Source organism: Nocardiopsis sp. NPDC055879 (assembly GCF_053615935.1).
Genome location: NZ_JBSHCT010000020.1, coordinates 90353 through 103546, shown reverse-complemented (window position 1 = coordinate 103546; position 13194 = coordinate 90353). Strand labels below are relative to the sequence as shown.

The window sequence follows — 13194 nt, the reverse complement described above, 5'->3', positions numbered from 1 at the left end:
CGGTGACGGGGCCGACGCGGAAGTCGCGTTCACACCGTGTGCCGCCGGGTTCGGTCAGAAGACGGGGCGTTCGGGCAGGATCTCCGACTCCTCGGGGATGTGGACGTCGCGGGGCTCGTGGAACGTGTAGTCCCGCACCTGGCTGACGGCCACCTCTTCGTGCTCGGGATTCTCCGGGACACTGACGCTGGAACCGGCGAAGCGCAGCGGGTAACCCTCGTCGTCGATCCACAGGTCGAAGTTCATGGGACGTCCCTCTGTGCCTTCCTCCTCGCCCCACCGGGCGACCTGTTCGGTGACGGTGCCGCTGTAGTGGTGGCCCTCGGCGTCCTCGAACTCCAGGCCCGCGCTGACCCCACCATCGGTGAACTCCTGCTCGTAGGGGACGCGGTCGCGGCCCTGGTACTCGATCTCGGCGTCCGGCTCCAGGATCCACTCCAGCCCCCAGCCGAGTTCCTCCTCAAGGTCTTGGTCCTCCCCGGAGTTCCCCTCCTGCCGGTAGTACCGGGGGGACTGGGCGCCGCTCTCACTGATGGTGATCAGGGCGAAAACCTGTTCCTCCAGGTCGTCGCCGTGGCGCAGGTCGATGCGGACCCCGGCGAGGTCGTAGCTTCTGCGCTGGATGGCCCGCCCCGGGTCCTCGGTGTACTCGGTGACGGTGGCGGCCGGGTGGGCCTGTTCCTGGTCGGCCTGCAACTCGTGCCGGTAGAGGTAGTCGGGTGCGTCGGCCATCAGATCGCTCGCCTCGGCGACCACCGTCACTCCGTCCTCGGGATCGCTCTGGACCGTCGGGCCCTCGGCCTCTCCCACGGCCGCCCCACCGGTGGGGTCCTCCCCTTGGCCGTTCGTTCCATCGCCGGAGGATCCGGTCCCGATCCGGTCGAGGAACAGCAGTCCTCCGACCAGCGCGACCACCAGCACGGCGGCGGCCGCGGACAACCACAGCGCCCGGCGTGCCCGGCCCGACCGACGCACCTTGCGGACGCCCGGGTCGGCCACTCCGGTCCATTCGGTGGCCAGCAGCTCGGGCACGATCTCGGTGGGGTGCGCGTCCTGAACGGGTTCGGCCACACGGGTGGGCGGCAGTGCCCCATTCGGCATGACGCGAGTGGCCGACCAACCACGGGTCAACTCCGCCAGGGCCTCGTCCGCCCGGGGCCGCTCTCCCGGGTCCTTGGACAACGAACGCCGGACCAGGCCCAAGAGGGGCTCGGGCACCCCGTCAAGGTCCGGCTCCTCGTGCCGGCTGCGGTGAACGACCCCGGCGACGGTGCCGCGCCCGAAGGGGTCCCTGCCGGTCGCCGCGACGGCGACCAACCCGCCCCAGGCGAACATGTCCGAGTAACCGGTGGCGTCCTCTCCCCTGTACCGTTCGGGGGCGACCCAGCCGGGGGTGCCGTGCAGACCACCGGTGGCGGTCAGCACCGTCCCGTCGACGGCCCGAGCGATACCGAAGTCCAGCACCTTGGGGCCGTCGGGCGCCAGGATCACGTTGCCCGGCTTCAGGTCACGGTGCACCACACCCGCCGCGTGGATCGCGGTGAGCGCCTCCGCCAGACCGACCGCCAACGCGGTGAGCACGCCCCCGGTCAACGAACCGTGCTGTCTCACGTGCCGGCGCAGGGTGAGGCCGGGAACGTATTCGGTGGCCATCCACGGCGTGGCGGCGGCGACGTCCGCGCCAAGGAAGGCAGGAGCGCACGTGGCCCTCACACGGGAGACCAGACCGACCTCACGGGCGAAACGGTCCCGGAAATCGGGGTCCGCGGCGAACCGGGAGTGGATCACCTTGACCGCGGCGGCCTGCCCCGCGTCGGTGACCCCTGCGTAGACCGCGCCCATTCCACCCGCGCCGATACGCCCGACCACTCGATAATCGCCGAGCCGTTCGGGATCGCCGCGACCCGGCGGGTCCACACCGGGAGGTAGGTGATCCCGGTCGAAGGGGGTGTTCCGTGGCATCATCGTTTCCTGTCGATGTCGGGGGGTGGGCACGGGGCGAGGGCCGAGGTCAGCCTTCCTCGGCGGCGTCCTCGTCGGGTCCGTAGACACAACCGTTCACCGGGGAGCCGTCGGTGAGGGTCGCGTCGAGTGGGGTGACCTCTTCCGGTTCGGGCGCGACCATCACCTCGCCCACACCCGGGCCACGCCAGGGGTAACAGAGCCCGCCCGGGTAGCCGACCTCCGGGCGGGTATCGTCCGGCACGGCGGCGGTGGGGGCGTAGTAGACGGCGAACACGTCGTCCAGCTGGGAACCGTTGGTCCTGTCCATGAAGGTCACCTCGAACTCCGCGGTGGGCTCTTCGGGGGAGAGTGCGGCCAGGTTCCCCCCGCTGTTCGCGGCGGTGGTGGTCAGGTATTCGTCCCCGGGATCGATCCGTTCGACCTTCACGAAGTCGCTGCTGTGCAGTCGTAGCTCACCGAAGTCCGGCAGGTACTCGGCCGTGACCGTGACGGTCAGGTTCATGGTGTCCGACCAGGAGTGCTCGCCCATGTCGAGCCGGACCTGGTCCAGGCCCTCCCCTCCCCCGTCGGTCTCCAGGGTGCGGACCAGGACGTCGCCGGCCTCCGGGTCCGGGGCCACGGTCACGGTGCCGGTCTCGTAGAGGTCCCGATACTCGTCGGGGACGTCCTCGGGCACGGCGCCGTCCGCGGCCTCGCCCCCGGCGACGGTGACATCCGAGGTCTCCCGACCGTCGGTGGGGACATCGGTCGGGCCACCGCCGAGCCGCCCGTCGGCCACCGCCCACACACCGGTTCCAGCGACGAGGACGAGCGCGAGCCCGGCCGCGCCCAGGGCCAGGACCCCACCATGACGCTCGGCCCAGGAACGCCGACGTGGCGCGTGTGCGCGCCACGGGTCGAGCTCCGGGGCGGGTACGGGTTCGGCCGAGGTGGCGACGGCCCGGGGCCGGGGGGCCACGAGCCCCGGTTCGGCCAGGAGACCGTTGGCGTCGGGACGCCGCGCGGGGTCCTTGGCCAGGGCGCGCTCCACCGGTCCGCGTAGCCCCGCGGGGACCCCCTCCAGGTTCGGCGCCTCGGACAGTACCCGGGAGACCAGGACGTCCGAGGCGGCCGTACCGAACGGCCCATGCCCGATGGCGGCGTAGGCGACCAGCCCGGCCCAGGCGAACACGTCCGAACGGTCGGTGGCGTCCGCGCCACGGTACTGTTCCGGTGAGATCCACCCAGGCGTGCCCACCAGACCGCCGGTACGGGTCAGCGCGGTCTCCTCCACCGCGCGGGCGATACCGAAGTCCAGCACCTTGGATCCGTCCGGGGACAGGATCACGTTGCCCGGCTTCAGATCACGGTGCACCACACCCGCCGCGTGGATCGCGGCGAGCGCCTCGGCCACCCCGGCGGCGAAGGAGGTCAGTGCTTCCCCTCGCAGAGGACCGTACCCGCGCACGTACTCGTCCAGGGTGGGCCCGGGCACGTACTCGGTGGCCAACCAGGGCAGGTCGGCGCCGGTGTCGGCGCCGAGGAAGGCCGGAAGGCCGGGCGCACGCACCCGACGGACCAGCCTCACCTCGCGGGCGAAGCGGGCCCGGAACTCCTGGTCTGCGGCGTGGGAGCGGTGCACGCACTTGACCGCCGCCCGTCGATCCCGTCCGTCCAGGGCCGCGTAGACCACACCCATGCCTCCGGAGCCCAGGCGCCCGAGCAGGCGGAATGGTCCGAGGTGGGCGGGATCGTCCGGGACCAGGGGCAGGACGCCGACGGGCAGGTCGAAGGATGGAGTCATGTGAGGGTTCCGGGGGTCGAGGCGGACGGGGGCACGGTGGAAGCGCTCCAATGGCTCTGATGCCACGTTCTCACGGTGTGTTCGTCTCGGGATCGTCCTGTTCCGGCCATGCCCGGCGCGGTGGTCGGGGCCTTTCGACGCAGCCTTCCGGACGGCGACCCGGAGTGATGGACGCCGGGAGCGGGCCTAGCCTGGGGGCATGCGTTCGTACACCCCGCTCCTGGCCCTGATGGCCGACCTGGCCTGCGTACTCGTCTTCGTCGTGGTGGGCAAGGCCGACCACGCGACCGGGCTCACCCCGGCCGCGGTGGCCGGGACCGCGTGGCCGTTCGTGGCCGCGTTGCTCGCCGGTTGGCTCGCCACCCTGGCGTGGCGCTCGCCCGCCCGGATCTGGCCGACCGGAGTGTTCGTGTGGGCGGTGACCGTGATCGGTGCGATGCCGTTGCGCCTGCTCACCGGGGAGGGCGCGCCGCTCTCCTTCGTCGTGGTGACGTCGCTGTTCCTGGCCGCGACCATGCTCGGTTGGCGGGTCGTGACGCTGTTGGTCTCCCGACGGAAGGGCCGAGCACAGGCTCGAACGGTGGGCCCGCAGGCGTGAGTCGGCCCCGGTCGCGTGTGACCTTCGTCGGGACGACCGGGTACGGACCGTTCGTAAGCTTGGTTCGATGAACGAACAACCGGATCCAGAGGCCGACTCCGACACCACCATCACCGGTGGTGAGGACGAGGCACGCGAGGTCGGGGTGGGTCCCTGGCCCGGCCCCTGGCCGGACGGCGACCACTACGATCCCGAGCTGCTCGCCCATGGCGACCGGCGCAACGTGGTCGACCACTACCGGTACTGGCGCCGTGAGGCGATCGTGGCCGACCTGGACATGGTCCGCCACGACTTCCACGTGGCCGTGGAGAACTGGTCGCACGACTTCAACATCGGATCGGTGGTGCGCACCGCCAACGCGTTCGGCTGCGCGGCCGTGCACATCGTGGGCAAGCGCCGTTGGAACCGACGGGGCGCCATGGTCACCGACCGCTACCAGCACGTGCACCACCACCCCGACACCGCTTCGCTGGTGGCCTGGGCCGCCGAGCACGACCTGACACTGATCGGCGTGGACAACCTGCCGGGCGCCGTGCCGTTGGAGACCCACCCGTTGCCGCGCAACGCCGTGCTGGTGTTCGGGCAGGAGGGCCCGGGTCTGTCGGAGGAGGTCCGTCAGGTGTGCGCGGCGGTCCTGTCCATCGCCCAGTTCGGTTCGACCCGGTCGATCAACGCGGGGGCCGCCGCGGCGATCGCCATGCACGCCTGGGTCCGGGCACACGTGTTCGCGCAGCCCGTTCCCGACACGGCGACCACACCCACTCCGTGATTCGTCCGTGATCTAACGTAAAGGGATCCCGGCCTTGAAGGACCGGGCTCTCAGCCCCTTGTGGCTGAGAGCCGCCTTTACCGGCACCAGCCATCGCCTATGAGGAGGTGACCTCGATGGCTACGTTCCGCACAGGACAGAAGACCCACCAGGCCGTGCTTCCTCAGCGGCCTGCTCTGGAATCGGAGTCAGTAGACACGCCCCGGATCGGGCACGAAACGGGACTCCGGCCCCACCCCAGGGTGGTACCCGGTGCGGAACATGTGCGAGGGGAGACCGGTACCGCAGCACCTGGCGGTTCCGGCGTCACCCCCCAGCTTCAAGCTGGGGAGAGGCCGCGTGAGCGGCACCCATCCGTCTTCGTCCTGGACAAGAACCAGATTCCGCTCCAGCCCTGTCATCCGGCCAGGGCCCGCAAACTGTTGCACAAGGGTCGGGCGGTCGTGGCTCGGCACACCCCCTTCACCATCCGCCTCAAGGACCGCACCATCGCCGAGTCCGAGGTGGACGGTGTCCAGGTCGGTATCGACCCGGGCAGTAAGCACACCGGCATCGCCGTGTTCACCCATCAGGGCGGGCAGCGGCGCGGCCGGTACAGCATCCAGCTGGATCATCGTGGTGCGCAGGTCCGTAAGAAGATGGGGCAACGCTCCGCCTATCGGCGGCGCCGCCGGACAGCGAATCTGCGCCACCGCGCCCCCAGGTTCGCCAACCGCACCCGCCCCCAAGGATGGCTCGCCCCGTCCCTGCGACACCGGGTGGAGACCACCACCGCCTGGGTGGACCGGCTCACCAGGTGGGCACCGGTCAAAGCAGTGCACATGGAACGGGTCGCCTTCGACACCCACGCCCTGGACGCCCTCGCGGTGGGCAAGGTCGACACCATCACCCAGACCACCGACCGGGTCCTGATCGCCGGATGCGCGGGCCGGGGCTCCTACGCCCGCACCCGACCCGACAAACACGGATTCCCGAGGCTGAGCCTGCCCCGAACAAAGGGGTTCTTCGGGTTCACCACCGGTGACCTGGTCCGGGCCGTGGTCCCCCAGGGAAAGAAGGCAGGCACCCACACCGGCCGGGTCGCGGTACGCGCCTCGGGCAGTTTCAACATCACCACCACCCACGGCACCATCCAAGGCATCGGACACAAGTACATGCGTCTGCTCCAAAGAGCGGACGGCTACGGCTACACCTGGAAGGGAGAGGGCGTTTCCTCCCGGCCCTCAAGGACCGGGTAACCACGCCCAACAAATCGATGAGCCCGATCGTCACGTCCGTCGCTCGCGCCGCCACCCTGGACGACGTCCCCGACCTCGCCCGTGTCCTCAGCCGTGCGCTGCACGACGACCCGCTCTTCCGTTGGCTCTTCCCCGACGACGAGAACCGCATGGCCAAGGTGCGACGCTTCTTCGCTCTGACCACCGGCTACGGCTACGTCCCCGGTGGTGACACCCGTCTGACCGCCATCGCCGACTCCGAGGGTTCCGTCCCGGTCCCCCGCGCCGCCGCGCTGTGGGCGCCGCCCACGAGCAACCCCGAGGGGCCGCTGGTGTCGCCGCGCACCTGGCCGCACTGGGCGTCCCTGCTCGGACGTGGCCGGGTCGCCGCGTTCGTCCGGGTCTTCGCCGAGTGGAAGATGGCCGCCCCTCAGGAGCCCCACCTGTACCTGGCCGGTCTCGGGGTCGACCCGAGCGTGGCCGGTACCGGGGTGGGCGGTGGACTGCTCTCCGCGGGGCTGGACGAGGCCGACTCCCAGGGGCTGCCGGTGTTCACCCAGACGCTCAACGACAAGAGCATCGGGTTCTACGAACGGTTCGGGTTCCGGGTCGTCCACGAGATCCCGCACGAGGACGTCGGGACCGGCTACTTCCTGCTGCGGCAACCGTCCTGACCGTTCCCGCGGAACCGCCCACCCGTGACGTGACCGTGATCTAGCATGGCGATGACGCCCCTCGGAAGGACGGAACCGATGCCCGCGACGGCCAGCTCTGTGAAGTCGATTCGTACCGCCACCATGGACGACGTCCCCGCCATCGCACGGGTGCTCGGCCGCGCCTACCACAGTGACCCGCTGTTCCGGTGGTTCTTCCCCGAGAACGAGACCCGCATGGCACGTTCCATCCGGATGTGCGCCCTCACCGCCGGTTTCGACCGCGTTCCCGGCGGTGACGCCCACGTCTTCGAGACCGACGAGGACGGGCGCCGGGTGGTGCGCGGCGCCGGCCTGTGGAAGCCGCCCGGCGACGACGCCAAGGAGGGCGTGACGATGCTGCGGTCCCTGCCGCACCTCGCGTCGATGTTGGGCGTGCGGCGCCTGCCCCGGATCATGCGCTACGTCGCCGAACTCAAGGGGTCGGCCCCCGAGGAGCCGCACTGGTACCTGAGGGCCCTGGGCACCGACCCGGCCGCCCGTGGCACCGGTGTGGGTTCCAGCCTGGTGCGCGCCGGGCTCGCCCAGGCCGACAGCGACGGGGTCCCGGTGTACCTGGACACGACGAACCCGGCCGACATCGGCTTCTTCGAGCGGTTCGAGTTCCGTGTCGTCCGAGCGGTCAACGACCCGGACTTCCCCTCCACCTACTGCATGCTCCGCCCCGCCGTCTGACCCCTGTCGGTACCGCCTGGGAGGGTTCGGCCATGCTGATCGTCTTCGCCGGTCTGCCCGGTTCCGGCAAGAGCACCATCGCCCGCGCGCTCGGACGCCACTCGCCCGCCCCGGTACTGTCCGTCGACCCCGTCGAGGCCGCGCTCCTGCGTTCGGGGATCGAACGGGAACAGCCCACCGGTCTGGCCGCGTACGTGGTGGTGGAGGCGATGGCGGCCGACCTGCTCTCCCTGGGACAGGCGGTGATCGTGGACGCGGTCAACGACGCAGAGGAGGCTCGCGAACAGTGGCGGAACCTGGCCGAACGGCAGAGGGCTCCCCTGGTCTGGATCGAGGTGGTCTGTTCCGACCCCGACCTTCATCGCCGCAGGTTGGCGGGGCGTGAGCGAGACCTACCCGGGTTCCCCGAACCCGCCTGGGCGTCGTTGGAGACGCGTCGACCGGGTCTTGCGGCGTGGATGGACGAACGCTTGATCCTCGATTCGGTCCGAGAGCCGCAAACCAACGTCGAGACGGCTCTGGACCATCTGCGTACCGCCCGGGTTCGTGGCATCACGTGTGGGATCGCCGAGGAGGATGTCGACTCGCTTCGCCGGTCGGGGAATCCAACACGAAGGGGCCGCCTCCCCGAGGGAGACGGCCCCGACTCATGACCGGGGATCGTGACTAGCCGATGCCCTTGCCGAGCGAGCCCAGCAGGTCGCGGTTGAGCTGGGAGATGGTGTCCAGCGGGATGCCCTTCGGGCAGACCGCGGCGCACTCACCGATGTTGGTGCAGCCGCCGAAGTCCTCTTCGTCCTGCTGGTTGATCATCTTCACCACGCGGGAGGCACGCTCGGGCTGTCCCTGCGGGAGCATGCCCAGGTGCGTGACCTTCGCGGCGGTGAACAGCATGCTGGACGCGTTCGGGCAGGCCGCCACGCACGCGCCACAACCGATGCAGGTCGCGGCGTCGAACGCGCGGTCCGCGTCCGGCTTCGGGATCGGGTTGGCGTGGGCGTCCGGGGCGGTACCGGTGGGCGCGCTGATGAAACCGCCCGACTGGATGATGCGGTCGAACGCACCACGGTCGACGACGAGGTCCTTCACGACCGGGAACGCCTTGGCCCGCCACGGCTCGACCGTGATGGTGTCGCCGTCGTTGAAGCTGCGCATGTGCAGCTGGCAGGTGGTCGTACGCTCGGGGCCGTGCGCCTCGCCGTCGATCACGACGCCACAGGCACCACAGATGCCCTCGCGACAGTCGTGGTCGAAGGCGACCGGGTCCTCGTTCTCAAGCGTGAGCTTCTCGTTGAGAACGTCGAGCATCTCAAGGAAGGACATGTCCTCGGAGACGTCCGTGAGCTTGTACGTGACCATCCGGCCTTCGTCGTCACGGCCCTTCTGGCGCCAAACGCGCAGGGTGATGTTCACTTGTAACTCCGCTGCTTCATCTCGACGTACTCGTACTCCAGGGCTTCCTTGTGGAGCACGGGCTTGCTGTCAACGCCGGCGAACTCCCAGGCGGCGACGTAGGCGAACTCGTCGTCGTGACGCAGCGCCTCGCCGTCCTCGGTCTGGCTCTCCGCTCGGAAGTGACCACCACAGGACTCGCGGCGGTGCAGGGCGTCGACGCACATGAGCTCACCGAGCTCCAGGAAGTCGGCCACGCGGTTGGCCTTCTCCAGAGCCTGGTTGAACTCCTCATTGGTGCCGAGCACCTTGACGTCGCGCCAGAACTCGGCGCGCAGCTCGCGGATGAGGTCGATGGCCTTGCGCAGGCCCTCTTCGCTGCGCTCCATGCCGCAGTAGTCCCACATGATGTGGCCGAGCTCCTTGTGGAAGGAGTCGACGGTGCGGGAACCGTTGGTGGAGAGCAGCTTGTCGATCCGGTTGGTGACCAGGTCCTTGGCCTTGACGGCTTCGGGGTGCTGCTCGTCGACCGTTTCGAACGGGCCGTCCGCCAGGTAGTCGTTGATGGTGTTCGGCAGGACGAAGTAGCCGTCCGCCAGACCCTGCATCAGCGCGCTGGCGCCCAGGCGGTTGGCGCCGTGGTCGGAGAAGTTGGCCTCACCGGTCACGAACAGGCCCGGGATGGTGCTCTGCAGGTCGTAGTCGACCCACAGGCCACCCATGGTGTAGTGCACCGCGGGGTAGATGCGCATCGGAAGTTCGTACGGGTTCTCACCGGTGATGCGCTGGTACATGTCGAACAGGTTGCCGTACTTGGCCTCGACGGCGTCCCGGCCCATGCGTTCGATGGCGGCCGTGAAGTCCAGGTACACGCCCAGACCACCGGGGCCGACACCGCGGCCCTCGTCGCAGACGTTCTTGGCGGCGCGGGAGGCGATGTCACGCGGCACCAGGTTGCCGAAGGCCGGGTAGATGCGCTCCAGGTAGTAGTCGCGCTCGTCCTCGGGGATCTGCCGCGGGTCGCGGTCGTCGCCGCCCTTCTTGGGCACCCAGATCCGACCGTCGTTACGGAGCGACTCGCTCATCAGGGTCAGCTTGGACTGGTAGTCGCCGCTGACCGGGATGCAGGTCGGGTGGATCTGCGTGTAGCAGGGGTTGGCGAAGTACGCGCCCTTGCGGTGCGCACGCCAGGCGGCGGTGACGTTCGAGCCCATCGCGTTGGTGGACAGGAAGAACACGTTGCCGTAACCACCGGTGGCCAGGACCACGGCGTCGGCGAAGTGCGTCTCGATCTCACCGGTGACCATGTCGCGGGCGATGATGCCGCGCGCCTTGCCGTCCACGATGACCAGTTCGAGCATCTCGTGCCGGGTGTGCATCTTGACGGTGCCGGCGGCGATCTGCCGCTCCTGCGCCTGGTAGGCGCCGATCAGCAGCTGCTGACCCGTCTGGCCGCGGGCGTAGAAGGTACGGGAGACCTGCACGCCACCGAAGGAACGGTTGTCGAGCAGACCGCCGTACTCGCGGGCGAACGGGACGCCCTGGGCGACGCACTGGTCGATGATCTCGACGCTGGTCTGCGCGAGGCGGTAGACGTTCGACTCGCGGGAGCGGAAGTCACCGCCCTTGACCGTGTCGTAGAACAGCCGGTGGATGCTGTCGCCGTCGTTGCGGTAGTTCTTCGCGGCGTTGATGCCACCCTGCGCGGCGATGGAGTGCGCGCGCCGGGGGCTGTCCTGGTAGCAGAACGAGGAGACGTTGTAGCCCGCCTCGCCCAGGGTCGCCGCGGCGGAGGCACCGGCCAGGCCGGTGCCGACGATGATGACGGAGAGCTTGCGCCGGTTCGCGGGGTTGACCAGCTTGGCCGAGAAACGGCGCTGGTCCCAGCGCTCGTTGATCGGCCCCTCAGGAGCCTTCTCGTCCCGGATCGGGGAGCCCTCGGTGTAAAGGTCGATGTCAGACAATTAACTCACCAGTCCAAAGGTGACCGCCAGGGGCGGAAGCAGGAACCCGACGGTCACGACCAGAGCGATGGCCACGGCCACGGCGTTGATCTTGCCCTGGCGCGCGGCGGTGTTGGCGCCCAGGGTGGCCATGCCACTCCAGATGCCGTGTCGCAGGTGGAAGCCGACCGCGATCACCGCGGCGATGTAGAACAGCGTCACGAACCAGAACTCGGGCTGGAAACCGTTCACGAGTCGCTCGTAGGGGCTGTCCGACTTGCCGCCGGGGGCGATCACGTTCACCGTCAGGTGCAGGATGTGGAAGATCACGAAGAGCGCGATCAGCACTCCGCCGTACCGCATGGTGTACGAGGAGTAGGTGCGCTTCACCCTCTTCTTCACCACGTAGCGCTGCTGACGCGCCTTGCGCGCGCGGATCGTCAGCACCGCCGCCGAATAGATGTGGATCAGGATGCTCGCGAGGAGAACGATCCGGAAGACCCACAGGAAGCCGCTCTCGGGCAGGAGAGGATAGCCGATCTCACGGAGTCCGTGAGCGTAGCCGTCGAAGGCCTCCTGGCCCGCGAAGACTTTCAGGTTGCCGTACATGTGCGCGATCAAATACAGCACAAGGATCGCACCGGAGGTCGCCATTGCCGCCTTCAGCGCCACCGTGGATCCGTAGGCCGTAGACCGCTTCTTGGTCAAGGTACTGTTCGCCACAGCCTGCCACTCTAAATTCGAGTTAAGCCCAACGTCCAAGTCATCGCGACCCTCGTGTCCATAGCCTTAGGCTATGAAGCATGCAGTTCCAGCAGCTCGCCTACTTCGTCGCTGTGGCCCGCACGCGCCATTTCACCCGTGCAGCCGAGCTTTCACGCGTCGCTCAGCCGAGTTTGAGCAAACAGATCCGCAGCCTTGAGAAGGAGTTGGGTGCGCCGTTATTCAGTCGTGCCCGGGGAAACATCACACTCACTCCAGCGGGTGAGGCATTGCTTCCGCTCGCCCAACGCATCCTCACCGACCTGGAAACGGCCCGTCGCGAGGTGGCGGAACTGGCCGGCGTGCGGCGCGGCCGGGTGCGACTGGGGGCGACCCCATCCTTGTGCGCGGGACTACTGGCGGACGTTCTCGCCGACTTCCATACCCGCTTCCCCGGGATCGAACTCCACGTGGAGGAGAGCGGTTCACGCGACCTCATCCGCAACCTGGGTCGCGGCGAACTCGACATGGCCCTGATCATCCTCCCGCTGCAAAGCAGCGATCCGGACTTCTCCACCACCCCGATCCTGCGGGAGAACCTGGTGGTGGCCAGCCCTACGTCGGAGCCCGCGCCGAACGGGCGCGCCTCGATGCGCATCACCGAACTCCAGGGGCGCCCCCTGGTCATGTTCCGGCGGGGTTACGACGTTCGCGAGGCGACGCTCCGCGCCTGCCGCGCCGCCGGTTTCGAGCCGGAGTTGGCCGTGGAGGGCGGCGAGATGGACGCGGTCCTGAGGTTCGTCGAGGCCGGTCTGGGGTTGGCGGTGGTGCCCAGCATGGTGTTGCGCAACCGGCCCGGGCTGCGCGGCACCCCGCTGTCCCGTCCCCGTCTGCTGCGCACCGTGGCGTTGGCCCGGCGCAAGGACGTGGAGCCCTCGCACTCGGCGGACGCGTTCCGCCGGCACCTGCACGCGTACCTGCTGGCGATGGGACCGCAGGACCTGGGACCCGACCTGGAGGTCCTCATCTCCGCCACGGACGCCGGAGGGCCACGGAACCGTCATGGCGAGACGCGGGACGACGGACTGTCCATGTCCCCCTGAAGCGCCTCTCGCGCCGTTCGCGCCCGGAGGACGCCGCGGGCCACGATCGTGATCACCTGGGCCCCTATATCAACTCCGGGCACTTTCTCGCCAGCAGCCCCGAAAACCGCATCGCGGATAAATGGCCTGATAGTTCTCCTTTCTTCGCAAATCGCATGGCGATAGTGGCGTACATCACAGCCATTTCTCGCGGATTCCCCAGCCCCGGAACGTGACCGTGATCACAGCGACCTAGCGTTGCGTAGCAGACCGGTTCCCTACTGCTTCCCCCGGCCGTCCAGAACCAGGGGCGGTCACGGCCACCGGAGGGGCGCGGGCCCGCACCCGTATCCCC

The 13194-nt window shown here is 69.0% G+C and carries 12 protein-coding genes; 7 read left to right on the top strand and 5 right to left on the bottom strand.

The genetic code is table 11. From position 1 onward, the window contains the following. Positions 1-54: 54 nt before the first annotated feature. Positions 55-1965 carry a serine/threonine-protein kinase gene (locus tag ACWGKS_RS23015; protein WP_452524018.1) on the bottom strand — a complete coding sequence of 637 codons (1911 nt, stop codon included), beginning with the start codon at positions 1963-1965 and terminating at the stop codon, positions 55-57. 46 nt (positions 1966-2011) lie between these two features. Beyond that, positions 2012-3748, bottom strand: coding sequence for a serine/threonine-protein kinase (locus tag ACWGKS_RS23010; RefSeq protein ID WP_358514333.1), 1737 nt, complete (start codon positions 3746-3748; stop codon positions 2012-2014). Positions 3749-3947: 199 nt separating this feature from the next. Here ACWGKS_RS23010 and ACWGKS_RS23005 point away from each other — a divergent pair, with 199 nt between their 5' ends. The 6 genes from ACWGKS_RS23005 (at position 3948) to ACWGKS_RS22980 (ending at position 8373) form a co-directional block, all read left to right on the top strand. Further along, positions 3948-4346 (top strand): DUF3054 domain-containing protein, encoded by a 399-nt coding sequence (locus ACWGKS_RS23005; protein ID WP_452455221.1) that lies wholly within the window; start codon positions 3948-3950, stop codon positions 4344-4346. 67 nt (positions 4347-4413) lie between these two features. Then, a complete protein-coding gene (locus ACWGKS_RS23000; RefSeq protein WP_358514329.1) occupies positions 4414-5115 on the top strand; it encodes a TrmH family RNA methyltransferase in 702 nt (233 codons plus the stop codon). Positions 5116-5480: 365 nt separating this feature from the next. Beyond that, positions 5481-6353: an RNA-guided endonuclease IscB gene (gene iscB, locus ACWGKS_RS22995; RefSeq protein WP_358514353.1), complete on the top strand. Its 873-nt coding sequence runs from the start codon at positions 5481-5483 to the stop codon at positions 6351-6353. 17 nt (positions 6354-6370) lie between these two features. Continuing rightward, complete coding sequence (locus ACWGKS_RS22990; RefSeq protein ID WP_358514327.1) at positions 6371-7006, top strand: GNAT family N-acetyltransferase; 636 nt, start codon at positions 6371-6373, stop codon at positions 7004-7006. 78 nt (positions 7007-7084) lie between these two features. Continuing rightward, entirely contained in the window at positions 7085-7720 is a 636-nt protein-coding gene (locus ACWGKS_RS22985) for a GNAT family N-acetyltransferase (RefSeq protein WP_452524015.1), read from the top strand. Between the two features lie 32 nt (positions 7721-7752). Then, positions 7753-8373 carry an AAA family ATPase gene (locus ACWGKS_RS22980; protein ID WP_358514323.1) on the top strand — a complete coding sequence of 207 codons (621 nt, stop codon included), beginning with the start codon at positions 7753-7755 and terminating at the stop codon, positions 8371-8373. A gap of 13 nt (positions 8374-8386) precedes the next feature. Here the strand turns inward: ACWGKS_RS22980 and ACWGKS_RS22975 are convergent, their stop codons facing one another. From ACWGKS_RS22975 to ACWGKS_RS22965, 3 genes are read right to left on the bottom strand one after another with little or no spacing between them, the layout of a single operon-like run. After that, complete coding sequence (locus ACWGKS_RS22975; protein WP_067603574.1) at positions 8387-9133, bottom strand: succinate dehydrogenase/fumarate reductase iron-sulfur subunit; 747 nt, start codon at positions 9131-9133, stop codon at positions 8387-8389. Further along, the gene (locus ACWGKS_RS22970; protein ID WP_358514320.1) at positions 9130-11076 is read right to left on the bottom strand and encodes a fumarate reductase/succinate dehydrogenase flavoprotein subunit; all 1947 of its coding nucleotides are present in this window, start codon (positions 11074-11076) and stop codon (positions 9130-9132) included. The genes ACWGKS_RS22975 and ACWGKS_RS22970 overlap by 4 nt, the downstream gene beginning before the upstream one ends. Then, positions 11077-11727 (bottom strand): succinate dehydrogenase cytochrome b subunit, encoded by a 651-nt coding sequence (locus ACWGKS_RS22965; protein ID WP_358514351.1) that lies wholly within the window; start codon positions 11725-11727, stop codon positions 11077-11079. Positions 11728-11858: 131 nt separating this feature from the next. Here ACWGKS_RS22965 and ACWGKS_RS22960 point away from each other — a divergent pair, with 131 nt between their 5' ends. Further along, positions 11859-12860, top strand: a complete 1002-nt coding sequence (locus ACWGKS_RS22960) for a LysR family transcriptional regulator (RefSeq protein WP_358514318.1) — start codon at positions 11859-11861, stop codon at positions 12858-12860. The last annotated feature ends 334 nt before the right edge of the window (positions 12861-13194 follow it).